This window comes from Bdellovibrionota bacterium, assembly GCA_040386775.1.
Lineage (GTDB): Bacteria > Bdellovibrionota > Bdellovibrionia > Bdellovibrionales > JAEYZS01 > JAEYZS01.
This window is the reverse complement of sequence record JAZKEU010000011.1, coordinates 85,417-108,806: the sequence shown is the minus strand read 5'-3', so window position 1 is coordinate 108,806 and position 23,390 is coordinate 85,417. Positions and strand designations below refer to the sequence as shown.

At 38.7% G+C, this 23,390-nt stretch carries 26 protein-coding genes; 14 read left to right on the top strand and 12 right to left on the bottom strand.

The window, feature by feature from the left end:
• Window positions 1-84: 84 nt before the first annotated feature.
• The 3 genes from V4596_06275 to V4596_06265 all read right to left on the bottom strand — a co-directional run bounded on the left by V4596_06275 (window position 85) and on the right by V4596_06265 (window position 3,658).
• The gene (locus tag V4596_06275; protein MES2768737.1) at window positions 85-1,380 is read right to left on the bottom strand and encodes an adenylosuccinate synthase; all 1,296 of its coding nucleotides are present in this window, start codon (window positions 1,378-1,380) and stop codon (window positions 85-87) included.
• A gap of 80 nt (window positions 1,381-1,460) precedes the next feature.
• Window positions 1,461-2,438 (bottom strand): hydroxyacid dehydrogenase, encoded by a 978-nt coding sequence (locus tag V4596_06270; GenBank protein MES2768736.1) that lies wholly within the window; start codon window positions 2,436-2,438, stop codon window positions 1,461-1,463.
• Between the two features lie 2 nt (window positions 2,439-2,440).
• Window positions 2,441-3,658 carry an alanine--glyoxylate aminotransferase family protein gene (locus V4596_06265; GenBank protein MES2768735.1) on the bottom strand — a complete coding sequence of 406 codons (1,218 nt, stop codon included), beginning with the start codon at window positions 3,656-3,658 and terminating at the stop codon, window positions 2,441-2,443.
• A 100-nt stretch (window positions 3,659-3,758) separates the two neighbouring features.
• On the opposite strand from V4596_06265, the gene lptE reads away from it, so the two are divergent.
• The 3 genes from lptE to V4596_06250 all read left to right on the top strand — a co-directional run bounded on the left by lptE (window position 3,759) and on the right by V4596_06250 (window position 6,897).
• A complete protein-coding gene (gene lptE / locus V4596_06260; GenBank protein MES2768734.1) occupies window positions 3,759-4,340 on the top strand; it encodes an LPS assembly lipoprotein LptE in 582 nt (193 codons plus the stop codon).
• Window positions 4,341-4,342: 2 nt separating this feature from the next.
• On the top strand, window positions 4,343-5,341 hold the full coding sequence (holA, locus tag V4596_06255) for a DNA polymerase III subunit delta (GenBank protein MES2768733.1): 999 nt from the start codon (window positions 4,343-4,345) through the stop codon (window positions 5,339-5,341).
• 80 nt (window positions 5,342-5,421) lie between these two features.
• Window positions 5,422-6,897, top strand: a complete 1,476-nt coding sequence (locus tag V4596_06250; protein ID MES2768732.1) for a hypothetical protein — start codon at window positions 5,422-5,424, stop codon at window positions 6,895-6,897.
• On the opposite strand, the gene V4596_06245 is transcribed toward V4596_06250, so the two are convergent.
• On the bottom strand, window positions 6,894-7,517 hold the full coding sequence (locus V4596_06245) for a TetR/AcrR family transcriptional regulator (protein MES2768731.1): 624 nt from the start codon (window positions 7,515-7,517) through the stop codon (window positions 6,894-6,896). The two genes, V4596_06250 and V4596_06245, sit on opposite strands and share 4 nt — an antisense overlap.
• A 219-nt stretch (window positions 7,518-7,736) precedes the next feature.
• Between V4596_06245 and V4596_06240 the strand changes: the two genes are divergently transcribed.
• The 3 genes from V4596_06240 (at window position 7,737) to V4596_06230 (ending at window position 9,071) form a co-directional block, all read left to right on the top strand.
• A complete protein-coding gene (locus tag V4596_06240; protein MES2768730.1) occupies window positions 7,737-8,090 on the top strand; it encodes a hypothetical protein in 354 nt (117 codons plus the stop codon).
• A 3-nt stretch (window positions 8,091-8,093) separates the two neighbouring features.
• A complete protein-coding gene (locus V4596_06235; protein ID MES2768729.1) occupies window positions 8,094-8,633 on the top strand; it encodes a hypothetical protein in 540 nt (179 codons plus the stop codon).
• A 69-nt stretch (window positions 8,634-8,702) separates the two neighbouring features.
• Window positions 8,703-9,071 carry a PilZ domain-containing protein gene (locus tag V4596_06230; GenBank protein MES2768728.1) on the top strand — a complete coding sequence of 123 codons (369 nt, stop codon included), beginning with the start codon at window positions 8,703-8,705 and terminating at the stop codon, window positions 9,069-9,071.
• A gap of 61 nt (window positions 9,072-9,132) precedes the next feature.
• Here the strand turns inward: V4596_06230 and rpsT are convergent, their stop codons facing one another.
• On the bottom strand, window positions 9,133-9,402 hold the full coding sequence (gene rpsT, locus V4596_06225) for a 30S ribosomal protein S20 (GenBank protein ID MES2768727.1): 270 nt from the start codon (window positions 9,400-9,402) through the stop codon (window positions 9,133-9,135).
• Window positions 9,403-9,466: 64 nt separating this feature from the next.
• Here rpsT and murJ point away from each other — a divergent pair, with 64 nt between their 5' ends.
• Complete coding sequence (murJ, locus tag V4596_06220) at window positions 9,467-11,104, top strand: murein biosynthesis integral membrane protein MurJ (GenBank protein MES2768726.1); 1,638 nt, start codon at window positions 9,467-9,469, stop codon at window positions 11,102-11,104.
• On the opposite strand, the gene V4596_06215 is transcribed toward murJ, so the two are convergent.
• From V4596_06215 to V4596_06205, 3 genes are all read right to left on the bottom strand, one after another.
• Complete coding sequence (locus V4596_06215; GenBank protein ID MES2768725.1) at window positions 11,101-11,601, bottom strand: hypothetical protein; 501 nt, start codon at window positions 11,599-11,601, stop codon at window positions 11,101-11,103. The two genes, murJ and V4596_06215, sit on opposite strands and share 4 nt — an antisense overlap.
• Window positions 11,602-11,708: 107 nt before the next feature.
• Complete coding sequence (locus tag V4596_06210) at window positions 11,709-12,812, bottom strand: hypothetical protein (protein ID MES2768724.1); 1,104 nt, start codon at window positions 12,810-12,812, stop codon at window positions 11,709-11,711.
• 9 nt (window positions 12,813-12,821) lie between these two features.
• On the bottom strand, window positions 12,822-13,097 hold the full coding sequence (locus V4596_06205) for a hypothetical protein (protein MES2768723.1): 276 nt from the start codon (window positions 13,095-13,097) through the stop codon (window positions 12,822-12,824).
• A 98-nt stretch (window positions 13,098-13,195) separates the two neighbouring features.
• Here V4596_06205 and V4596_06200 point away from each other — a divergent pair, with 98 nt between their 5' ends.
• Entirely contained in the window at window positions 13,196-13,954 is a 759-nt protein-coding gene (locus V4596_06200; protein ID MES2768722.1) for a hypothetical protein, read from the top strand.
• Between the two features lie 35 nt (window positions 13,955-13,989).
• Here the strand turns inward: V4596_06200 and V4596_06195 are convergent, their stop codons facing one another.
• Together V4596_06195 and mazG are read right to left on the bottom strand one after the other, a co-directional pair.
• Window positions 13,990-14,496, bottom strand: a complete 507-nt coding sequence (locus V4596_06195) for a hypothetical protein (GenBank protein ID MES2768721.1) — start codon at window positions 14,494-14,496, stop codon at window positions 13,990-13,992.
• Window positions 14,486-15,280, bottom strand: a complete 795-nt coding sequence (mazG, locus tag V4596_06190; protein ID MES2768720.1) for a nucleoside triphosphate pyrophosphohydrolase — start codon at window positions 15,278-15,280, stop codon at window positions 14,486-14,488. The genes V4596_06195 and mazG overlap by 11 nt, the downstream gene beginning before the upstream one ends.
• A 189-nt stretch (window positions 15,281-15,469) precedes the next feature.
• On the opposite strand from mazG, the gene V4596_06185 reads away from it, so the two are divergent.
• Entirely contained in the window at window positions 15,470-17,866 is a 2,397-nt protein-coding gene (locus V4596_06185; protein MES2768719.1) for an HDIG domain-containing metalloprotein, read from the top strand.
• Here the strand turns inward: V4596_06185 and V4596_06180 are convergent.
• Both V4596_06180 and V4596_06175 read right to left on the bottom strand, forming a co-directional pair.
• Entirely contained in the window at window positions 17,863-18,123 is a 261-nt protein-coding gene (locus V4596_06180; protein MES2768718.1) for a HigA family addiction module antitoxin, read from the bottom strand. The genes V4596_06185 and V4596_06180 overlap by 4 nt on opposite strands.
• Window positions 18,116-18,424: a type II toxin-antitoxin system RelE/ParE family toxin gene (locus tag V4596_06175; GenBank protein ID MES2768717.1), complete on the bottom strand. Its 309-nt coding sequence runs from the start codon at window positions 18,422-18,424 to the stop codon at window positions 18,116-18,118. The genes V4596_06180 and V4596_06175 overlap by 8 nt, the downstream gene beginning before the upstream one ends.
• Window positions 18,425-18,705: 281 nt before the next feature.
• On the opposite strand from V4596_06175, the gene ybeY reads away from it, so the two are divergent.
• The 5 genes from ybeY (at window position 18,706) to V4596_06150 (ending at window position 23,325) form a co-directional block, all read left to right on the top strand.
• Entirely contained in the window at window positions 18,706-19,152 is a 447-nt protein-coding gene (gene ybeY, locus V4596_06170) for an rRNA maturation RNase YbeY (GenBank protein ID MES2768716.1), read from the top strand.
• Between the two features lie 352 nt (window positions 19,153-19,504).
• The gene (locus V4596_06165; GenBank protein ID MES2768715.1) at window positions 19,505-20,080 is read left to right on the top strand and encodes a hypothetical protein; all 576 of its coding nucleotides are present in this window, start codon (window positions 19,505-19,507) and stop codon (window positions 20,078-20,080) included.
• A 191-nt stretch (window positions 20,081-20,271) separates the two neighbouring features.
• A protein-coding gene (gene prfB, locus V4596_06160; protein ID MES2768714.1) for a peptide chain release factor 2 occupies window positions 20,272-21,406 on the top strand; the annotation gives its coding sequence in 2 pieces (ribosomal slippage) (window positions 20,272-20,337 and window positions 20,339-21,406; 1,134 coding nt in all).
• Between the two features lie 10 nt (window positions 21,407-21,416).
• A complete protein-coding gene (locus tag V4596_06155; protein MES2768713.1) occupies window positions 21,417-22,634 on the top strand; it encodes an ABC transporter permease in 1,218 nt (405 codons plus the stop codon).
• Window positions 22,627-23,325, top strand: coding sequence for an ABC transporter ATP-binding protein (locus tag V4596_06150; protein MES2768712.1), 699 nt, complete (start codon window positions 22,627-22,629; stop codon window positions 23,323-23,325). Before V4596_06155 ends, V4596_06150 begins: the two co-directional genes overlap by 8 nt.
• Window positions 23,326-23,390 lie beyond the last annotated feature (65 nt).

The window sequence follows — 23,390 nt, the reverse complement described above, 5'->3', positions numbered from 1 at the left end:
TGTCCAAACGTTTAAATTCAGAGAAAAAACAAATTATGTAATTACCAAACTCGAGTCAATAATTATTGACGACTAATTTATAAATTAATCCGTAAATAACGGTTTGATCCACAGAGTTTGCTCACGATCTGGGCCAACCGAGATCACATCGATTGGAATTCCAATTTCCGTGCCTATAAACTGCACATAATCAGCCACTTCTTTAGGAAGTTCTTTTACGGATCTGATCTCTGTTAATTTTTGATTCCAACCTTTGAAAGTTTTGTACACAGGTTTTAAATCAGCAAGCCCCTCGAGCGTCGAAGGCAAATGATCCGCTTTTTTGCCGTCGATTTCATAGTGCGTGCAAATTTTTATTTCTTCAAAGTCATCGAGCACATCGATTTTCATAAGAGCTAGAGATGAAATTCCATTGATACGAATCGCATATTTAAGAGCTACTAAATCCAACCAACCACAGCGTCTCATGCGACCTGTAGTTGCGCCGAATTCAGCGCCGTTCTCCCGAATCTTTTCACCGATTTCGTTATCAAGTTCCGTCGGGAAAGGACCAGAGCCTACGCGCGTGTTGTAGGCCTTCATAATGCCGATCACTTTAGAAATATCTGTTGGACCAATGCCGGCTCCGATACAAGCTGATCCTGCTACCGTCGATGAAGAAGTTACAAATGGATATGTTCCATGAAGAAGATCTAAAAGAGTTCCTTGAGCACCTTCAAAAAGAACACGCTTTCTTGAACGCATAGCGTTGTAAATTACGGTAGATGCATCACTGCATCTGAACGGAGCGAGTTCTTCCGCGCATTTTGTAGCAAGCTTATAAACTTCCTCTGCATCAACTGGTTTTTTACCATACTTTTCGAGTAAGTAGTTTTTCTCTTCCAATGATTTTTCGATTTTTACTTTTAAAGTTTTCTTATCGAAGATGTCTTGGAAAAGAATCGCTCTTCTTGCAGCTCTGTCTTCGTACGCAGGGCCGATGCCTTTTCCAGTTGTTCCGATCTTTTCATTTCCCAAAGCCTCTTCGCGCGCTTTATCGAGTTCTTTATGATAAGGAAGAATGATTGTCGCAGAATCAGAGATCAGAAGTTGTCCTTCTCTAGAAATAAATCCTGAAACCTTCAAGGCTCTGATTTCGTTAAGCAGGGATTCGATATCGATCACTACACCTGAAGCAATAATACAGGTCACTTTTGGATGTAGAATTCCTGATGGAATAAGATGGAGAACTGTTTTTTTGCCGTTAACAACTAAAGTGTGTCCTGCGTTTGCTCCGCCTTGATAGCGAACTACAAAATCTGCTTGTGCAGAGAATACATCAACAACTTTACCCTTGCCCTCATCGCCCCATTGGGCGCCGACCACGACTATACCTGACATTTGAATTTGTCCTTTTCGTTAGAATTTTAAGCGGTGCTAATAAAAACTATCGAACAAGATGAAATGATTCAACCTGAGTTTTAAGAATTTCTACGGAATTGATACTTCCACCATGGAGCTTGTGCTGGAAGCTCATCAGATAGTTTTTTAGATGTAAAATACTCGATGCATCTGTCGGCAGCCATTATGCTAGATGCCAAAAAGGCTTCGTCCGTCGTTGCCCCGATGTGAGGTGTCGTTACAACTTTGGGATGCGTAATGAGTGGTGAATCCTTAGGCAGTGGTTCTTTGACGAAGACATCAAGGCCAGCGCGCTCGATCATTCCTGTTTCTAGTCCATAGAGAATATCTTGTTCGTTGATCACATCACCACGAGAGGCATTGATCACAATCATCCCGGGAAGAGAATCTTCAAAGAGTCTTCGATTGAGCATTTGGTAAGTCTCTTTTGTGGACGGCACATGATAAGTCACAACATTGCACATTCTTAAGATCTCAGTGTAGCCGAGTCTTAGTACATTTAATTTTTGAAACTCTTCGTCTTCTTTGTAAGGATCATAGGCGTAAACTTTCATGTTCATAGCATTTGCGATTTTTGAAACTCTTGAACCTACTCTTCCGAGTCCCACGATGCCTAAAGTTTTCCCTGAGAGCTCGAAAGCTTTTATCTCATTGCGTTTCCAATTTGCGTTTCTCATCATTTGATTTGTGAGATTTATTTCTCTTGCGCACGAGAGCATAAGTAAGATTGTGAGCTCGGCAGTGCTTTGTGCGTTGGCTTCTGGTGTATAGGAAACTTTGATATTTCTTTTTATGGTTTCTTCGAAATCAATGTGGTCATACCCACTGGTGCTAGTAACTATCAGTTGTAAATCTGGAGCTGTCTCTAAGAATTCTTTTGTGATTTTTGTACGCGATCTGATGATAAGAGCTTTTACGCCTTCCAATTCTTCTTTTGTGGGATTATGAATCTCAGATCTTGAAACTTCAAAGTGAGCTTTTAAATGTGCTTCAGCTTCGATGGAGAATCTATCTGTGACGAGAAGTTTTGGTTTCATCTTTATACCTCCGAGTGTGTTTGGATATGTGGGAGGGGTTTAAGATGTTTTAACTTTTCATTGAGGATGGCTGTAGCTTTCCCTGAATCGATGTTCATGCCCAGCTCTTTGAGAGTGAGAGCTAATTTTTCTAAAGTGAGCACCATATGCTCTTTTTCAATGGCTCCCATATGGCCAATGCGAATGATTTTTCCTTTCAAATGATCTTGGCCACCAGCGATTGTAATTCTGTGTTTGTCTTCCATGATCTTTTGAACTTTTTCACCGTTGATATTGTCAGGAAGTTTGAATGCCGTCACTGTAGAGCTTGGGTTTTCTGCATACACTTGTAAGCCCATCGCTGTTCCGGCTTGTCTGAGTGCCTCTGCAATCATCAAATGTCTTTCAATAAATTGATTGGCTCCGACTTTGAAAATAATTTCGAGAGCAGTCTTTAGGGCTCTGATGTGAGTTACCGGAGAGCTAAAATATGTTTGATTTTTCTCGTTGGCTTTTTTCTCTAAGCGGATGTCCCAATAATATCTTGGTGACTTTGAAGTTTCCACCCGAGCCCATGCTTTTTTAGAGAAGGCTATAAAAGCAATTCCAGTAGGAAGCATAAATGCTTTTTGTGATCCGCCAACAACCACGTCTAGATTCCAAGCATCCATATCAAGATTTGTAGCGCCAAGAGCGGTAATTGCGTCCACAATCAAAATTGCATTGGTCTTGGCGACAACTTTACCCAATTCCTGAATGGGATTCAGAACTGCTGTGCTGGTTTCGCAAGCTTGGCAAGTGATGGCTTTAATTTCTGGATGCTGCTGCAATAATTTTTCGATGTCTGAAGTTTTAAAAGATTTTCCCCACTCTACGTTGTGAGTGATAACGTTCATGCCGTAGCTTTTTGCAATTTCCCCGAAACGTTCGCCAAATTTTCCACAGACAATGCTCAACACAGTTTCACCTGGAGAAACTGTGTTCACCAATGCGGATTCCATCGCTCCAGAGCCTGTGGAGTTGTGAATATATGCGCGTTCTTTGGTTTTAAAAATTTTTGGTAAGTTTTCGAGTACCCAGCCAAGATCTTTCTCAAAGGCTTCAGTTCTGTGGTGAATGATGGGGAGGGCAATGGCTTCCATGATAGCTTTAGGAACGAGTACAGGACCTGGTGTCATAACCAGTGGCAGTTGTTGCTCATTTTGTGTACGCGCCTGACTTCTTTTTAGGAATGAAAACATCTTCACCTTTGTTGGCCTGAAGCCGGTCTTGATTTTTATAACTTTTCCTTGAGTAAGCAAGTCTTTAATGTTTTATTTTTATAAAGGAAATTATTCCAGAATGAAAAAAACTTTAGTCGTTCTAATATTCTTGGTGCTTTGTGGAAGCCTTGTTAGCTCGTGTGCCTACCGTTTTGGTTCACCAGAAAGACGTATTCCTGGTGGCTATCATTTGATTGCTGTGCCAGTTTTCACCAATAAAACTCAAGAGGTGACTATTGAAAATTTTTTCACTCAATCTATGATTATGGAAGTGGAAAAATCAAGCTTAGCTCATGTGACTTCCAAAGAAGAATCGCAAGCCATCTTGATGGGTGAGATCACAAAGATTGATTATGTTTTGGGTACAGAGATATCAAACAAAACAGATGGTTTCGGAACTCTTCCTGTAGGAACAGTGTTATCCAAAGAATATCGTATTTTAGTGGAAGCAACAATTAAACTTGTTCGCAGCTCTGATATGGCGGTTCTCTGGGAAGGTGGCGTGCAAGGTGAAAAACGTTACCCTGCACCTGTGATCACCAAAGAAGTGCTGAACACGGCCAATCCTCTTTACAATCAAAGTGCTAAGATTCAAAACATTCAGCAAGTTGCAAATGATATGATGGCCGAGGCTTATGAGCGTATGACGGAGAACTTTTAAAGATGGCTTCATGGAACTTTGATCAATTTGTAAAGCACGTAGAGAAGGGTGATACTCATCCATTCTATTTATTTTACGGAGAAGAAGTCTTTCTAGCAGAAGACGCTCTGAAAAGAATCAAAGCAAAAGTATTTGAAGATTCACTAGCAGATTTTAACTTAGATAATTTTTACGGTGGAGAGCTTGACGTCGAAGATCTTGGCGCTGCTCTAGAAACACTTCCGATGATGGGACAAAAAAGATTGGTGATCTTAAAGGACGCACATCTTTTAAAGTCCGCTGAATTAGAAAAAATCGCAGAGTATGTTTCTATTCCTATCGACACTACCATTTTTGTAGCGGTATTTGAAAGTGTTGATCAAAGAAAGAAAATCTTTAAGGACCTTTTTAAAAAAATGACTGTAATCGAATTCCCAGAAGTTTCTGATCGTTACATTCCAAGCTGGATTGACCGTATTACAAGAGCCTATGGAAAAAATATCGCACCTACGGTGGCGCTCGCACTTCAGAATTTAGTTGGAAATCGCTTGATCGATCTCAATAACGAAATTAATAAACTTTCACTTTTTATCGGTGAGAAAAAAGAAATCGAAATCTCTGATATCGAAGCTGTAGTATCAAAATACAGAATGGATTCAGTTTTTGAGCTAACAAATGCTATCGCCGCAAAACAAACTGAAAAAGCTCTTAAAATTCAAAAATATTTGTTAGATCAAGGGGAGAGCGAAGTCGGAATTCTTGCCATGATCACAAGACATATGAGAATTTTACTTCTCACTCAAGAAGCACTTCAAAAAAGAATGAACGGCCCAGCACTAAGTTCCTATGTTGGAGTTCCTCCGTACTTCGTAAATCAATACGTCCAAAACTCAAAAGACTGGCCGTACAATAAGCTTACAAAGGCCTACCAAAAGCTTTTGGAGACTGATCGTAATCTTAAGAGTTCATCTGTCGCCTCTCAAAACTTCCTCGTTGATACGCTTATGAGCCTCGCTATTTGAGTATGAGGTTTGCATATTTATAAGTCTGTAAGGATTTGTAAGTTATGTGTGGGCTAGTCATTAGATATATTCATGTCAAAGTGTTGATTTTATTAACACTGACTGCCTTTTTTTGTCCTTTGTGGGCTTCGACACCGAGTTGTCGTGCTTTGTTTGGGTTGAATCAAGAAAATGTTCTGAAGCCCGAACATATAGAGTCTTTTGAACAGCTTGAATATTATGCTGTAAAATTAATTAAACAAAATACAGATATTGTGAGTTTGATATGGGCTTTGCAAGAAGCTAAAGTTGCAACCAATTGGAGAAATGATGATGCCTTTATTTTTCTGCGGTACTTGGAAAGACAATATAATATTAAAATAAGTAATAACCAATTTCCTTATAAAAATCCTGAGTTTCAAAATTATCAATCTATAAAAAATGAATTTGATTTTACTAAATATATTTTGGCTAGTATTTTGCTTGGAAAATCAAAAAAATCGATTCTTTTAGAAGTTAAAAAATCTCCCTACATTTTAAACTCAAATAATGATTATCATACCGATTTTGACCTAACTCGGACCATTGAAAGTATTCACAGAGAGCACGAAAGTATTCTGTTTATATTTAAACAGAAAAATAGATTTGTTGAGTTTGATAAAGCATTTGATCTTCAAAGTGAGCGCTTAAGGATCAGCAGCAAAGAAGCTCTAACCACAGAGGAGAGAAGTAATATATTCAGAAATTTATTGATGGGGGATGGTGTTTCAAAGCCTGATTTACACATAGCTTGGGTGGTCGATAGACCAGAAAATATTTCTAGCTTCGAAAAAACTTATTGGAGATTGCGAGCATTAGGTAAGGCCACAACCTTTCAGATTAATCCTTTTAATGATCTCCCGTATTTTGCTGTTAACAAAACAATGGGGTTGCCGGGGGCAGATCAGCGCTTCTTTGCAAATGTTTACAAAAATTATGAAGGCAAAATAAAAAGAGAAACTATAAACCAAGGAAAGAAAGTTGAAGAAGGGTTGTCAGAGTGGAGACAGTCATATGGATTGGTTTTTGCGGATTACTCGCAATCGAGATTGAATGAAGTTGTAGGTACCATACGAGTTTTCGATGGAACTCCTAAAAGAGTCGATGATTTTTTCTTTATGCCTTGGTATACAGAGATCTCGCCCACTTTACCTTTTGAAGCCATTTTTAATTCGAGAGGAATTTTTGTAAAGTTTATCGATACTATTAAGCAAATGAGAAAAGTAGATCCTTATGCTCCCGTATTCGAGCTTGGAAAGTTATCTTTAGAAGGTTCTTCACAGGTTCGAGATCGTTCATTAAAGGCGATTGAGCTCTTTCTCTATGATTATTATTTAACTCGGTATCCAGATGCTACTTTTATTGTGCACGCAACTAGTCAGGCACATTTAAAGCTTTACCAAAAGCGATACGGATTTAGTCTTCAAGAATCTATATATGTACCGGAAACTAATAATACTGAATACATCTTAATCTTGAATGGTGTGCAGTTTAAAAAATCATTGGAGCGTAGGCTGGGTTTGGCCAATTCCGATTAAACCTTCATTAAAATTTGATCTATGATGTCTTGGCAAAGCTTAACTTGAAGGTCGAATTCTTTATCATTTCTTTGGGTGCCTACTACCATACAGGCGCCCAATAGTGTCATGTGAATTTGTAAGGCAAGAGATGAAACATCATTTGGAGAAGTATATATTTTTCGACCAACGGATTCGTGGATAAGTGCTTCGATTCTCAGGCGTGCTCTTTCCAAAAAAATTTGATTTGGAATGATTTGCTCTAACTGGGTAGAGCAAAGATAATAGTAGTGTATTATCAAACTGCTTTCGGCAGGAAATTCTCGAACCCAATTGAACATGATTTGGATGTAAGATTTTATGGGATTAAAGTTTTTTGTCGAGCGAGCCTTAAATAAATGTTCATCAATATAAGCATAGGCTGTTTTAAGTACGTGCAGCACAGCTTCTTGTCCTACATCTTTTCCATTTTCATTAAAATGATATCTTACTGTTCCAAAGGCCACGCCGACTTCATCTGCTAAGTCTTGCAGAACAACATCGTTTGCTCCTTTTTTGTATTGGAGGCGAGAATATGCTTCTAGAATTTGAATTTCTACGGAAGGATTTTGAATTTTTACGGTAGAAGTATTTTTTTTCATCTATCTTTCAAAATTTTTTTTGAATGCATTATTTATTAATAATAACATCGATTGTAAAAATAATAAATCAAATTATTATTAAGCAATTTCAATATCTTACAGTATAAATAATAATTTCAATGTATGATCCTTAATTAAAATTTATTAAAATTAATAATAAATATGATAATTATAAAAACCTATAATATAAGCAAAGGCTTTAAAGAAGGAGAAGAATCTATGAAAACATTTTTAATCGCAATAATTATGGCATCCACGCCAGTATGGGCCTGCCAGCAAGGGACTTACGCAGGTGATGTGGAGCTTGCAAACTCTTTGATAAACAAAAATTTGAGCTGTAATTACAATGGCCAAAAATCAAAAGGAAGTCTTGTTGTTTCTAGACCTCGTTGTTTTAACCCCGATAAAACAAAAGTTCTTCAGCCGACTGTTACTCTAAATGCTTTTGGTACTGCTATCGAAATTTCATCAATTCAATCTAGAACTATACATGGAACTGCTAAGACTTTTGCTGTCTATTCTATGACTAACGCTAAAACAGATTTACCTATCTCATGTGAAGAAAGGAACTAGAAAATGAAATTTAAAAGTATAATCCTTCTTACTGTTTTATTTATAATCCCTCAATTTGCTATGGCTGGATCCCAGCTGTTGTCTTTAGATGGTAGAGTACTAAAAATAGGGACTACCACAGGTCATGAAGTGTCTTTTGTATCGATGGATGCGACATGTCACCGAGATCTTACAATTCTTGAATCAATATCTGAAGGACCGATGGGTCATGAGTCTAAGCCGTGTTATAATTTGAAGGTCAAATATGGCGGTAAAGAGGTTGATACTAATAGATTTGAAATTAACAAACTAGATAAAGATAGTTTTCTCCTAGAAGACTTAGAAATTGAATGGGATAACGGTAAGAACGCCATCGCTTGCATCAGTTTCTTTATTGGTAACGGAAAAGATTATGATTATGCAAATATCAGTCATCGCGTTTTTTATACCCGCTATTGCACAAAGCCCGATATGAATTCCGGTGAAATTTCCAGTTCAAAAAAATGGTTGGATTTTCAAGGAATTTTAAACAATCAAATTTTATTGCCAACTGTATCTAATTGATTTCTAAGAGTCCTGTATCAAGACGATACAGGACTTGTCTGCATGTCTATACCTTCCGATAGATCAAATATGCTAAAAACAAGAGTCGGCGGAATCGAAAATAGAAAATATCCCAGAAGAACATTTGAGGCTCAAGTGGGCGTGATGATTCAGGGGAATTATTTTGTCGAAGCTTCTTTTGAATTGGGTGAAAGAGGGATGCTCTTTGAAACCTCGGTGGCTCTTAAAAGTTTAGCCAATATGGTTATCTCGTTTGTTATTCCCGGTGGTCACGTAGTGATGACTCGGGCTCAAGTCAGATACCAAATCAAAAAAGGTAAGACAGCCCGAGTGGGTGTTGAGTTCACAAATATTACTTTTGAAGATAGAAGAAAAGTAAGAGACTTTATTTCACAAAGAAAAGATGACATTGCTCAGAAATTATTCGAAAAGTTTTAAGATTCGAAATCAGCCTTGTGGTCGGCTCTTTATTTCGAATCTTAAAACTTTGATCTACTTACTACTTAGAAGAGAGTGAAGAAATCTGAGTAGAAACTCTTGATATTTTTCTTGAAGCAGTCTTAGCAGGAATAACGCCTTTTGAAGAAGCTTTATCAATTGTGCTAGAAAATTTCTTTAAAAGTTCTGCGGCAGTTTTAGCGTCTTTAGAAGCGATTGCTGTTCTAAGTTTTTTTTCTGCTGTACGAACACTGCTTAACGTCTTTTGGTTGTTAGCTGATTTTTTAATGTCCTGACGAGCTCTTTTTTCTGATGACTTATGCGTAGCCACTGTGAAACCTCCAAATAGTGTCTTGCTTTATCGAAGGAAAGTTTCTACCATAGCTCTATACGCCATGCAAGATAATCAGAAGCACAATACCATTACAGAGGCCCGGGTCGAAAGAACCATAGTCAGATCGGCCAGTTATATGGCTTTAGGGACCTTTTCGAGTAGGCTGCTAGGGCTTCTTAGGGATGCGATATTAGGCGCTTTTTTCTCACGGACGGTGACTGATGCGTGGCTTGTGGCCTTTAGAATTCCTAACATGCTGAGACGGCTTTTTGGGGAAGGTGCCCTCTCTGTAAGCTTTATACCTATCTTTATCGAACTCATGACCAATCCCAAATCCAAAGCTGAAGGAAAGGATTTTAAGCTCGCCTGCGGGGTCTTCTCCCTTTTGAGTTTGATTTTGATTGTGTTGACGGCTCTTGGGATTATTTTTTCAGAACAACTAGTGCATTTCATCGCTGGCGAAGAAGCTTATTTAGCGATCGAAGGAAAGTTTGAGCTCACTGTTCAAATGGCTCAGATCATGTTTGTGTTCTGCTTTTTTATTTGTGTGTACGCGTACTACATGGCGATTCTTAATGCCTTTAAGAAATTTGCCCTAGCGGCTTTTGCTCCGGTCCTATTCAACGTAGCTATGATCATTTCGACCTTGCTTCCAGCCTATATGCCATTGCATTTTTCGAGCACATCGCTGGCGTGGGGTGTGAGTATTGGTGGATTTTTGCAGATGGCGATTCTGATTCCTGAATTGATAAAGTTAAAATGTCTTCCTAAGTTTTCAATAAATATTTTTGATTCTGATGTTTTAAAAGTTTTTAGGAACATGCTTCCAGGCTTATTGGGTCTTGGAGTGATGCAGATTGGGCTTATCATCAATACGAGATTTGCATCTTCTCTTGAGGAAGGGGCGAACTCTTGGATCTACTGGGCTGACCGCGTATTGGAGCTACCTCTGTCGCTTTTTGCGGTGAGTTTGGGGACAGCTCTGCTTCCAACACTTGCGACTCACTGGAGCAAGGATGAGAAGAAAGAGATGGTAGAGACTGCGAACAAGTATCTGCGCATGATTTTCTACGTGAGCGTTCCCTGTGCCATTGGCGTTTGGTGTTTGGCTCGTCCAATTGTTGATGTGCTTTTTTTTAGAGGGAAGTTCACGACTTATGATTTGATGAACACTTCGAGCATTCTTATGATTTATTCCGTGGGGATTTTGTCTTTCGGGGGGATCCGCGTGATTGCGCCGAGTTTTTATGCGATTAAAAATACTTACTATCCCGCAATCGTTTCATCGATTTGTTTGGTGGTGCATTACTTTGCGGCTCAATACTTAATGGAGTCCTACGGGATCAATGGCCTTGCTGCCTCCAGTATGATTTCATCTGGATTGAATTTTATCTTGCTCTTGATTGGCTTTAAAATGTTGATCGGTGATTTGATGCTTTGGAAGTTAATCAAAAGTGTCATGAAATTTTCAGCGGCGGGAGTTGTCATGATGGTTGTGATCCAAGGCTATGATCTCTTGCTTGCGTACTTTGGAGAGACTTTTGCTGTAAAATTGATTTCTCTAATGATCACCATCGGTGCGAGTGTAGCAGTTTATTTTGGAATGACGTCTATGCTTAAGACAGAAGAATACGAATTGGTATTTGCAAATCTTCAGAAGAAAATCTTGGGTCGTCTTGGAATTAAATCTAAGTCTTAGTTGATCTTGCTTCTAGATCTATAATTCATATCTTTTCTGACTTTAGAATCAAAGGGTTCGACATTTTCCAGGGTGAAGGCGAAGATGGCATCCGCAGATTTAATTCCACCCTTGTTGAATTTAGGGTTTAGAATAAAATAATAAAGCTGAGCTTCTCCGGACTCGGGATCAATCATTTTTCTTGTTCCCAACATGTAGCCTTCTACGGAACCTGTCGTGGTGGGCATATCTGCAACAATAGATTCTTTAAAGGTAATGGAGACAAAATCGCCCACGTGGACTTCTTTTTTAGAGCCACCTTCATACAATTCTAATTTATGCAAATTAGGCTCGATGTCCTCCATTCTATAATTTGTGGCAAAAGCAAAAACTTGAGATTCTTTTGCCATTATAAGATCTTCTTGAAAGAGTGAAGCGCAAGACTTAGAACCGTCAGCATAGGACTGGCTTGATAAGGCTAGAATTAAAATGAGAATAGTAAAGAGCACTGTTTTCATTGGCATCATTATACCAAAAATGCCGAGATTAAAGTGAGGTTGGAAATTATTCCTCGGGGTGTCTAATCTGTGTTCAAGCTGCCTGCCTAAACTACTTATAATACAGGCTATTTTTTTATAGCTTCCAAGATCATTTTTGAATTTTGGTGTACGACCAGTGTATTCAATTCTGCGACTCGCAGGGTCTCTATTGCATATTCTCTACTTACTGGTTTCATGGCAGATAAAAATTTTAGCGCGACGTTTTCGTGATCGCCTTTATCATTAATTTCTCGGTGGATATCCACCATTCGGCTGGCTTCGTGCATTCCTTCTTTTTTTAGAATGGAGGCCAGTGGATCTTCTTCTCGATAAGAGGTGCGTTCAAAAACATCCACCACTGCGCTGAAGGCCAAGAGATTTCTTTGAGCGATAAATTTAAATAAATCCATTAAGACCGTAGACGCTTCTAAAACGGCGATGTTCTCAGGATTTGGGTTGAGAGTCTTTAGACCTTTCATGATGATTCTATCGTGCCCAGCCTCCGCTTCGATGAATTCTTCAATTTCTTTTTTTACTGATTGGGCGATAGGAATTGCGGCGGATAAAACCTCTTTGCATCTTGTTGTGACATAGTGATTTTGCCGCAATACAAGAGCTGTGGATTTTTTTAATTTTTCAGGATCATTGGATAAATCTGTTAAGTGTTGGAAAAGTTTTCCTGTTTCATTGAATTCTAAGTCATTCAATAGATGAAAACGTCTCAATACGGAAAATAAACTGAGAGGATCATAGCCTCCCTTCGTTTTCGTGAACTCGAGAGTCTGTTCGACATCCCAGGACCATTCGGCTGGAAGTTGGTTTTGAGCAAATGATTTGTAGTGTGGAAATAAATCCTCAAACGATTTTTGCGGGTTTTCTAGGTTTAATTTTTTTTCTTGAAGTTCGTGAGTGTCGGTACCGAAATTTTCTTTTCGGGGTAGACAGTAAGCCACAGGATAATCTGAAATTTGTGAAAATACCTGATTCAAAACCTGGAAACATTCTTGGTCGATCATTTCAGATTCTAATTTTTTTATGACAGATCTAAGCTCGAGATTTAATGGGCTTTCGATTTTGAATTGAAAACTCAACCAAGGACAAGTCAGATAGAATTTATTTAAGTCTTGGGTGTCGCCCTTCATTCGGACTTCATCGTATGGCCAAAAAATAGATTGATCACCCATAAACATAAACTCTTTTTACAATTGAACTGCACCAGCAGGCAAGCAAGCTTGGATAGTATTTTCATCTACAGTTAAGGCAACTTGATTTTTAGCACATCCGTTTTCTTTTAATGGTAAATTCTCACTTTGGTTATTGTAAGAACTATCGCAGCTTCCTACTTGGACAGACTTATCATCTAGTTTGTAAGACTTCAGACAAACCTTTTGTTTTGGTATGGTTGGTCCCGGTGGGGCAAGTGCATGAGCTTGAGTTGATGCAAGGATCGCTATTGCGGCAATTGTTTTTTTCATTCTAATACTCCTTAGTTTAGCATTGTTACTATTGCAGGGTTTATTAATTCTTATACAAAATTCTTTTCAAACTCTAAGCTTAGAATTATAAAGATTTCATGAACACGAAACGTTATATCTTTGTTTTATTTATGTTTTGGAGTTGTTTTTCGATTGGGGCCGATCTCTCTAGTTATCCGCAAATCCCTGAGTCGGGTGGACAGAATTTACATACAAATTTGCTCAAAGAGTTTGAGGTTGAGCTTGGGAAGCTCAAATCTACCGCCACTAGGGATAAGGTATTCCGACGTAAAAATGAAGAGCTTTTGTCGGATCTTCAAAAAGTATCAAAAAGATCTAAGAGTGGCCTAACAGAATCTCAGGCTCAAGATTTGAATGGTTTTTTGATTCAACATCCTATCGCAGGCGATCAGGGAATTAGAAAATATTCTGGAAAGAATAGTATGCTAGGGTTTTGTTTTGGCAGAGCTACCCTGGCGCATCTTGAATTATTACGTCGAGGTGTTTCCCCGAAAGATATTCGTAAGATTTTTGTATTGGGCGAAATGCAATATCAAAAAGAAATATGGGAGCTTCATGTGGCGACTGTTGTAAAAAAGGCTGATGGTGGCTGGTGGGTTCTAGATGGGCTCTTTGGTAAAGCTTTAGAACTCAAAGAATGGTATCCACAATTACTAAAAATTGCCCTGAGTGCAAAGCATCCAAAAATTCGAATCTATGTGGCAGATCCAGTCAAATTTTTGCCCATTTCAGGTGCTTATAATAAAAAAGAAATGCTTCGAGCGGAGTACAATGGTTTTTTTAAAGATCTGAGTGATTGGATAGAATCCCATCCTGCGAAGAGAGTCGATATCTAAAATAATTAGGTATACTAGCCGGCTGTTAACCCAAACTATTTAAAATACTGAATTCTTTTACTTTGAAAACGGGCCATCTCTTCAAGTTCCGGAGGAAATCTTCCGGCAAGTATGTCCTCTTTAGAAGCTGGTTCTTTCCCAGAACAAGTATAATACATTTTGTAGATATTCTCCAAAACGTCACCGCTTCCACGAGTATAAAGTTTTGCGAAGGCTTGACTTGAATCATATCTGGTTTCGGTGCAGTGATGGAGGTTGTACCCCCAAGATGTCATGGCATCTGTGCCTTGGAATTCTCTAAACTTTTCAAGTTCCTTTTTATACTTTTTGATTGAAGAGGAATCTTTTTTCACCATGCAATTCACGGTGTAGTCGTTTCCTTTGTTGGTCAAATTCATCAAATAAAGCTCAAGATTGGCAAACTCGGTTCTTAGTCCGTCACAACGTTCACTTTTTTTCCAGGAAATGGCATCACTGTCTTTTTCATATGTTGCGCAAGCGGTGAATGATAATAAAATTAGGAGTAAAATACTATTTTTCATCTTTTTTGACCTCTTTCCAAAGTTTTTCTAGATCACGCTGCTCTAATTTTTCAAAGTCTTGGCCTTGTTTTTTTGCAGCTTGTTTCATGCGGATCCAGCGATTTTCGACCTTCTGGTTGGTACCGCGAAGAGCTTGCTCGGAGTCGATCCCTAAGTGTCTTGCGACTTGCACCAGCGTGAAGAGAACATCGCCAAATTCATCTTGCATGTTTTCGATTTTCCCAGATTCAATGGCTTCTTTAAATTCTTGAACTTCGCTTTCTACGCTGGCCATGACTTGGCCGACTTTTTCCCAATCGAATTTTAATTTTTTAGTTTTCTTTCCGATTTTATCAGCTCGCTGTAAAGCGGGGAGATGAATGGGGACGCCAAACCCATCGGTTTCAGGAGTGGTTTTCTTCTCTTTCGCTTTTATATCGTTCCAGCTTTTAAGAGCGTCTTCGGTAGACTTTACGGCTTTGTCCGAAAAAACATGTGGATGTCGGGAGATTAATTTTTGATTCAGTTTTTCGATGACATCGTAGATATCAAATCTTTTTTCTTGTCTTGCCATCTCTGCATGGAAAACAACCTGGAGCAAAACGTCGCCCAATTCTTCGATTAAATTTTCTTCGTTCTCAGTTTCGATGGCTTCGATTAGCTCACAAACTTCTTCGAGGGCGCAAGGTGCGATACTTTTGTGCGTTTGCTCTTGATCCCAGGGACAGCCTGTGGGGGATCTGAGAGTTTTCATGACTTGGACTATGGCCTCGAAGGTTTTGAGTTCAGTTGGTGGTGTATTCATGGCGGTTACCTCTAGCAGACTTTGTGTCGGTTTTAACGACAAACCTTTGTCGATGTTTGTAGGACTATTGTCAATAGAGAACAACGCTCTACGTCTTATATGTGTTGTGCGTATTGAGAATGAGGTAAGATTAGGTTAAATATAGCTCTAGAAAAAACATTCTAAAATAAGCAACTTAAGGGAATATCAGTGCCTCTTTTGAAAAATTCTAAAAACGAAAATTCTAGTATTCGTTCTCAGTATGAGGATCACTCCAATAAATTTTTGGACTATGTGAATTCTCTTGGAATCGAAAAGACTTGGATTGGACGTGTGCTTTTTATCATTGAGGAAAAATTTCGTTTAAGAAGATTATTTTTAGTTATTGTTTTTTCTCTTTTACTTTCACTTTTAATCACTTCCAATTTTGATTTTGCATACACTGGGTATAAGCAAAACGATGTTGCCAGTAGTGATATCAAATCTCCACTCTCTTTTGAGTTTGTAGATGAAGTTGAAACCACGATTCGCAAGAAGAACGCTGAAGATGCAGTTCCCCCAGTTTATGATTACGATCTCAATTCTTACGAGCCGGTGATTCAAGGTGTTTATAAGTCTTTCCGTGAAATGAGAAAGATCCTCGGCAGCCAGGCATGGCCCCAAGATGAAATTAAAAAAGACGAAAGAATTAAAGAATTCTTAGTTTATAAAGATCGTTTTGATCAGTTGTTAGGAACAAATGAAGTTCCCTTAAAGCTTTTTGAAGGGTTGGCTGAGAAGAGATTCAGCGTCCTCTACGAAAATGTCATTATTCGTTTGCTTGATAGAATCGCTTCTCAAAAAATCATTCACGACCTGAATCAATTTGAAGAAACCGAGCTTAAACAAATTATTGTTCGCGTTGTGGAAAGTGGCGGTGGAGGCGAGGAGTTTCCTGTCCAATTAAAAGATCTGAAGCAGCTTTTTGAAGCAAAAAATTCGATCACTATAGATAACATTCGTGGTAGCCAGTTCCTAAATGATCGCGATAAAGACAATATCATAAAGCTTACACAAAAACTTGTGGTTCCCAATTTAACTCCGAACAAACAAGAAAGTGCTAATAGAAAACAAAAAGCAAGGGAAGCAATTCCTGCGGTGGTCGTGAGCATTGCAAAAAATCAAACGGTGGTGAGTGAGGGAGCTGTGCTTCAGCCTTCCCATGTTCGGGTGCTTGATGAGATTTCTAAGAGAGATTCCGAGGGGCAGCAAGATTTTGAAGCGGTAATTCTGGCATTGTTCTTTGTGAGTATTATTTTGGTATTCTTTTCTTATGTAAGAAGATTTTCTCTCAATAAAATTAAAGTTTCCCCTAAAGATCTTTCTATCATGGGGACGGTCGCTCTTGTAATTGTGATCATAGCAAAATTTGTACTGTTCTTATTTGTTGAGACGATGCAGGATAAATTTGGATCGATTCCAACTTCTGCTTACAAATACCTTCTTCCAGTAGCAGCGGGTCCGATGCTTGTAGGCTTACTTGTATATTCTGGAGAGGTGGTTTGGCTTTTCACGGTGTTCTTGAGTGCGGCTCTTGGGTTTATGATGGATATGAGCTTCCCGTATTTTATTTTTGTGTCTGTAGGTGGTATCGCGGCAGCACGAGGTGTTTACTCTTGTAAAAAGAGAAACGATATCTACATGGCGGGGCTAAGAGTTGGCCTTGTGAACATGGTTGTGACGATATTGGTAACATTCTTATCTTCCCAGCTTGATCAAGGCATTCCCATTGGACAACAAGTTTTCTGGAATGCTCTAGCGGGATTTGTTTCTGGTGTATTCTCAGCCTTTGTGGCGATGACGTTGGTTCCATTGCTAGAAACGGTTTTCAATTGCACCACAGACGTTAAGCTTTTGGAACTTTCAAATTTAAATCATCCTCTTTTAAAAGACATGAGCGTGAATGCACTCGGAACTTACCATCACTCTCTCGTGGTAGGGAGCATGGTTGAGACAGCGGCTGAAACCATCGGCTCAAATGCACTCCTTTGTAGAGTGGCAGCATACTATCACGATATCGGAAAGACTGAGCACTCAAACTACTTTATTGAAAATCAAAGACCTGGCCACAATCCCCACGATCACTTGTCTCCGCATATGAGTAAGACGATTTTGATTGCGCACGTTAAGGACGGAGTGGAATTGGGTTTTAAACACAAGCTGGGTAAGCCCATCATTGATGTGATTCAACAGCATCATGGGACAACGCTGATTTCGTTTTTTTATAATCGCGCTATTGAGAATCAAGATGAAAATCTCCACGAGGTTTCTGAAGAGGAATTCAGATATCCGGGTCCAAAGCCTCAGTTTAAAGAATCGGCACTCTGTATGTTAGCAGACAGTATTGAAGCGGCGGCGAGAGTTCTCGATGAACCTCATCCGATGAGAATCAGAAATCTTGTAAAAACCATCATTCAAAGAAAGTTTATGGATGGACAGCTAGATGAATGTAATTTGACTCTAAGAGATCTATCGATCATTGAAAACTGCTTCGTCAGAGTTTTAATGGGCATCCATCATCAGCGCGTTGATTATCCCAAAAATCTCGGCGGCATCGGTAAGGATTAAGCAGCTTTTTGGCGAGCCAGCCACAGATCGTATTCTGCCTGAATTCGTACCCACATTTCAGCAGTTGTGCCTAGAATTTTTTCTAAAGTGAGGGCAAATTCTGGAGAGATTGCGCGTTTGCCATTTACAATTTCATTGATTTTTCTAGGTGAGCATTTACATTTTAAAGCAAACTCGGACTGATTGAATCCTAACTCGCGTAAGTAAACTTCATTTAAAACTTGTCCAGGATGCATTGGTTTTGGATTTTTAATCATATCTTAATCCTCTGTGATAATTTTCAATTTTTATATTTGAAAACTCTCCATTTTTAAATTTAAAGGTAATGCACCAAGGGAGTTTGATAGTAACACTCCAGAGGTCCTTCTTATCCCCTTTTAGTTTATGCAAGCGAATATTAGGGGGTTGCCCTCTAATTATTAAATCATCAAGCTGTGAAGTCGCGTGCATTATAGTTAATAGGGCCTTAGCTCTAAGCCAAAGCTCTCTAGGGAGTGATTTGGATTGGTCTGTTTCCCAAATATCCCTAGCTATCTTATTTTCAAAACTGCGGATCATATAAGCCTTTATCTATTACACTATACGGTATAGTGTAATAGAATGTAAGTGTTAAAGATTAACTTTAAGTTGAGTTTTTATTCCTTACGACATCCTCAATGTTAAAATTGTTTTTTAGGATAATTATGCAAAAAGACGGGCCATGGAAGAGTTGGTTTAATTGCCATAGAGTTTGTAATTATAACGAAAATCGGATATTGTTCCGAGAACTGGTTTCTTGGTAGTTAGTTACCGTTCCATCCTAGAAATACCAGTTTTGAAAAGATTAAAAAGAAATAATTATGCAAATTGAAATTATCAATTACACTAAAGATAAAATTCCTAAGAAGTTTGTTCAGGATTGGACAAAGCTGGTCATTAAGAATTTAAAATCTCAAAAAATTCTTGGTCGAAAAATTTCTCAACTAGAAAAAGATCTTATCGTTGTGTTTGTGACTTCTGCGAAAATGAAGAAACTCAACTCACAATTTCGTGGCAAAAATAAACATACTGATATTTTGAGCTTTGAACCCATCGAAGAAAGTTCTTTAGGAGAACTTGTGTTGTGTTTACCTGTCTTAAAGAAGCAGGCCAAAGAACATAAGTTGAGCCTTAATCATGAAATTGGTTATATGTTAATTCATGGGATTCTGCACCTATTGGGTTATGACCATGAGACTAATGAGCGCGAAGCCAAAATTATGTTTGATCTTCAAGATATTCTTTTTGAGAAGCTTTTGAAATCCTAGATTGAAACAATCAAAAGGTAGTAGAACTATTGATCACAGAGTGAATATTATTCATCAGCGAGAACATCGCCAACTTAAACCAACCTGCATAACAAAAATTGTCACTACATGCGTTTTAGCATTCTGATAAATATGTTGATTATACTGAAATGTTTTAATCTTGGTGATCTCTTTAAATAGCCAATAGCCGAATTTTTTATACTATTTTTGTTTTATTCAAAATCAATTGATTCTTACAGGTCAAATCCAGGCATCCTAATTGTATCCAGGTCAAAGTGCAATTTTTGGCAACAAATTTGCAACTCCGATTGATGCAGATCAAATCTTGAACGTTTAATCTATGGAGATTTTTATGAAAAAAGTGTTTAGTGCAATGCTGGTAGTATCCATGCTGATGGGCAATTTAGCATATGCAAATAATAATTTTGCAATAGCAGGCTCTCAGTTGAACCAAAATTTAGAAGAATTTAGTAAAAGTATGGAAAAGCCGATTGAATCCATGTCTGTGGGTGAAAAACAAAAGCGGTTAAGCCAGCTGCAAAATGTAAGAGAGAAGGCTAATAACAAAGTCGTATTGATTGAAAAATTCTATAAAACCGGAGGTTTTATAGCTCGTCCAAACCACTTCGTGGGAGTCGCTGCATTAGCTATTATTTCCATTATTGCATTTAGATATTCTGTAAGTAGACATAAAAATGATTTTATTGGTTACTCTGCTGCCGTATCTTATGTACTTTCTGGAGTTGCGGCTATTTATTCAGGATCATTCTTAATTGCTTCTCTACCCGATAGTGAATTCTACAAAGTGTTGCAAAATTCTTCGGATGAAGAACGTGCGGCTCTTTATAACGACTTAAAGAAGCTTATTGAAAAGATAGATCAAAAAAGTCTTGAATTGGAAAATTCACTGATGGCAGCATTAAAATAGTTCAAATAGTTTTTAAACAATAATTCCGCTTTTTGGTACAGGAGCTTGAAGAATCCTTAATGCAGCTGCTTTAGCCGTCTTTTCGATGTTTTTAAATCGTAATTTGGCGAAATCAAATAACATGAGTATGAAGATACTTTTTTTGACAAACTTACTTAATTAGAGCAGTCTTAGGCCATACGGAGACAGCTATGGCATTCGATGCACATGAAGTACGCAAACAATTGAACGAACTCGCAGAGAAGAATAAAGATCTCTGGAGGTATCTTTGAAATCAGTATTAAAGAAAAACGCCTCATTGAACTAGAGGCCAAATCTCAAGATCCTTCCGTTTGGGAAAAACCTTCCGAACTTCAAAAAATCAATAAAGAAAAAAGCGTCGTCACCAAAACTGTTGGTGATTGGAAAGCTTTGGATCAGCGAATCCAAGATGCACTTGTGATGTTAGAGATGGCCGTAGAAGCCGGTGATGATGACACTTACAATGAAGTGAAGACTGAAGCGCAAAATCTCGTTCCAATTTCAAAGGAAATGGAAATCAAAACGATGTTGAAAGATCCGATGGATGCAAATTCAACATTCTTATCCATCAACTCAGGCGCTGGCGGAACGGAGGCTTGCGATTGGGCCTCGATGCTGATGAGAATGTATTTGATGTACGCGGATAAACAAGGTTTCAAAACAGATATCTTGGAACAAACCGATGGTGATGGAGCGGGAATCAAATCTGTTACTCTGCATATTGAAGGTCCTTATGCCTTTGGCTTTTTAAAAGCAGAAGCGGGCGTGCATAGACTTGTGCGCATCAGTCCATTTGATTCGAATGCTCGCAGACACACAAGCTTTGCCGCGGTATTTGCTTGGCCCGAAGTGGACGATGATATCAACATTGAAATTAAAACTGAAGATTTAAGAATTGAAACCTACAGAGCGGGCGGTGCTGGTGGACAGCACGTGAACAAAACAGATTCAGCGGTAAGACTGACGCACATTCCGACGGGCGCGGTGGTTCAGTGTCAGAATCAGCGATCTCAGCTTCAAAACCGTGAGAAAGCCATGAAGATGTTAAAGGCCGCACTTTATGAGCTCGAAATGCAAAAGCGAGAAGCAGAGAAAAACAAAATGAACTCCGTAAAGAAAGCCAACGAGTGGGGAAGCCAGATCAGGTCCTACGTGATGCACCCGTATCAATTGGCCAAGGATCACCGCACCGGTCACGAGACCAGTCAGGTGGCCGATGTAATGGATGGTGACATCCAGCCTTTTATTGAGGAACAATTGAAGTCTCAAGTTCTTAAAACCATAGATAGCAAACCAAAGTCGTGAAAGCTTAAGAATGAAACTGAAACTTCAAATTCTATTAAGATACATGAAAGCTCAAAATAAAACTTTGAGAATGACGGTGTACTTATCAAGTCTTGGAGTGATTTTGGGTGTGACCTGCCTTGTCCTTACAATGTCTGTGGTGAGCGGAGTGCAAAAGCTCATTCAAGATTCTATTACGGATCTCACGGGCCATATGCTTGTGATCTATCGTGAAAAGAATTTTGATCCCGAAGAACTCGACGCCAAAATGAAAAAGATCACCCCGGCATACCAAAAACTGACACCTTTCATCAGTCCTCAGGGAATCATCGTTAACAAAGGTGAAATTTTAGGAATTGTAATCCACGGAATTCAAAAGTCCACAGCTCTTGGAGTCATCCATCCAGATAAACGTGTGATCGAAGGAAAATTCAGCATAGGCAAAAAAGATGACCTCTATGAAGCGGTGGTCGGAAAAGAGATCGCAAAAAAATTAAAGATCAAAGTGGGCGATACCTTTCAAGTGGTTGTGCCCAAGCCTTCCACCGAAAAAATTCAAAGCTTCAATCCTGTTGTGCAAAAATTTGTGCTGACTGGAATTTTGGATTTTGGAAAGTACGATTATAATGAAAAAGTAATTCTGACCTCTGATAAAGCGGTACAAACCCTTTTAAAAACTGGCGATGAATACGTTGGCGCCTATTTAAAATTCAAAGACGTTAACGAAGTTCCAAAGCTTTCTAAAAAAGTTGCTCAGGAGTTAGGAGCCGATTACCGCGTCAGAGACTGGAGAGAATTGAATTACAATTTCTTCTCGGCAGTTGAATTAGAAAAAGTAGTTATCTTTATCGTGGTCTTATTCATCGTGATCGTTGCAAGCTTCAATGTGAGCAGTTCGGTTTTTGTCAGTGTCTTAAGAAAATTTGGAGATATTTCTATTCTCAAAACTCTGGGTGCATCCCCAAGTTTCTTGGTACAACTCTTTGTCTTGCAGGGAACTCTTATGGGAATTGTGAGTTCATTCTTAGGAATTATATTTGGAATTATTTTGGCTATGATTGTGCGCTACACAGATCTCGTGGACGTTCCAGGTGATGTTTACAAATTTGATCATCTGCCTATCGATATTAGAATTGGTGATTTAAGTGCGATTTTTATTGTGACTGTGCTGATATGTTTTGTATCCTCAATTTTGCCTGCATTAAGAGGCGCAAAACTTAAGCCTGTCGAAGGACTTAAATATGAATAGATTATTAAAACCTACAAGTACACTTCCTCTTTTGGAGGCCAAGGGCCTAACGAAAACTTTCATTCAAGGTGGAAGAAGCTTAGAAGTTCTTAAGGGCGTTGACCTTAAAGTTTATAAAGGCGATGCCATGTGCATTATGGGTTCTTCAGGCGCAGGAAAGAGCACGCTGCTACAGATCTTGGGAACTTTGGATCGTCCAACATCAGGTTCATTATTTTTTGATGGAAAATCTTTACTCGATAGATCTGATGATGAATTGAGCTCTTTTAGAAATAAAAGTATGGGATTTGTTTTTCAATTCCATCATCTGATGAATGAGTTCACAGCACTTGAAAACATTATGATGCCGTGTCAAATTGCAGGCCTCTCACAAAAAGAAAGCGAAAATCTTGCTAAAAAATTACTCACATTTTTAGGCTTGAGCCACAGAATGAGTCACTATCCTCATGAAATGAGCGGCGGGGAGCAGCAAAGAGTTGCGACAGCGCGCGCACTTGTAATGAGCCCTGCGCTTTTATTAGCAGATGAGCCCACGGGCAACTTAGATTCTGTGAATGGCTTGAAAATTCAGGAATTATTTTTTGAATTAAAAGAAAAACTTGGCCTCACACTAATAGTTGTCAGTCATGATAGAGATTTCGCTCGTAGATTTCCAAAAATAGTTCAGCTGAAAGATGGTCAATGGATTTGATAGACCGCGCCAAATAGAGAAGCATTGGTCTAGCTGTTCATAGTTGACATATCTAAAGATTCAAG

Bases quoted from the DNA above. Each gene is read 5' to 3' on its own strand.
- V4596_06275 (MES2768737.1), bottom strand. From the start codon at position 1,380: ATGTCAGGTATAGTCGTGGTCGGCGCCCAATGGGGCGATGAGGGCAAG.
- V4596_06270 (MES2768736.1), bottom strand. From the start codon at position 2,438: ATGAAACCAAAACTTCTCGTCACAGATAGATTCTCCATCGAAGCTGAA.
- V4596_06265 (MES2768735.1), bottom strand. From the start codon at position 3,658: ATGTTTTCATTCCTAAAAAGAAGTCAGGCGCGTACACAAAATGAGCAA.
- lptE (MES2768734.1), top strand. From the start codon at position 3,759: ATGAAAAAAACTTTAGTCGTTCTAATATTCTTGGTGCTTTGTGGAAGC.
- holA (MES2768733.1), top strand. From the start codon at position 4,343: ATGGCTTCATGGAACTTTGATCAATTTGTAAAGCACGTAGAGAAGGGT.
- V4596_06245 (MES2768731.1), bottom strand. From the start codon at position 7,517: ATGAAAAAAAATACTTCTACCGTAAAAATTCAAAATCCTTCCGTAGAA.
- V4596_06240 (MES2768730.1), top strand. From the start codon at position 7,737: ATGAAAACATTTTTAATCGCAATAATTATGGCATCCACGCCAGTATGG.
- V4596_06235 (MES2768729.1), top strand. From the start codon at position 8,094: ATGAAATTTAAAAGTATAATCCTTCTTACTGTTTTATTTATAATCCCT.
- V4596_06230 (MES2768728.1), top strand. From the start codon at position 8,703: ATGCTAAAAACAAGAGTCGGCGGAATCGAAAATAGAAAATATCCCAGA.
- murJ (MES2768726.1), top strand. From the start codon at position 9,467: ATGCAAGATAATCAGAAGCACAATACCATTACAGAGGCCCGGGTCGAA.
- V4596_06215 (MES2768725.1), bottom strand. From the start codon at position 11,601: ATGAAAACAGTGCTCTTTACTATTCTCATTTTAATTCTAGCCTTATCA.
- V4596_06210 (MES2768724.1), bottom strand. From the start codon at position 12,812: ATGTTTATGGGTGATCAATCTATTTTTTGGCCATACGATGAAGTCCGA.
- V4596_06205 (MES2768723.1), bottom strand. From the start codon at position 13,097: ATGAAAAAAACAATTGCCGCAATAGCGATCCTTGCATCAACTCAAGCT.
- V4596_06200 (MES2768722.1), top strand. From the start codon at position 13,196: ATGAACACGAAACGTTATATCTTTGTTTTATTTATGTTTTGGAGTTGT.
- V4596_06195 (MES2768721.1), bottom strand. From the start codon at position 14,496: ATGAAAAATAGTATTTTACTCCTAATTTTATTATCATTCACCGCTTGC.
- mazG (MES2768720.1), bottom strand. From the start codon at position 15,280: ATGAATACACCACCAACTGAACTCAAAACCTTCGAGGCCATAGTCCAA.
- V4596_06180 (MES2768718.1), bottom strand. From the start codon at position 18,123: ATGATTAAAAATCCAAAACCAATGCATCCTGGACAAGTTTTAAATGAA.
- V4596_06175 (MES2768717.1), bottom strand. From the start codon at position 18,424: ATGATCCGCAGTTTTGAAAATAAGATAGCTAGGGATATTTGGGAAACA.
- ybeY (MES2768716.1), top strand. From the start codon at position 18,706: ATGCAAATTGAAATTATCAATTACACTAAAGATAAAATTCCTAAGAAG.
- V4596_06165 (MES2768715.1), top strand. From the start codon at position 19,505: ATGAAAAAAGTGTTTAGTGCAATGCTGGTAGTATCCATGCTGATGGGC.
- V4596_06155 (MES2768713.1), top strand. From the start codon at position 21,417: ATGAAACTGAAACTTCAAATTCTATTAAGATACATGAAAGCTCAAAAT.
- V4596_06150 (MES2768712.1), top strand. From the start codon at position 22,627: ATGAATAGATTATTAAAACCTACAAGTACACTTCCTCTTTTGGAGGCC.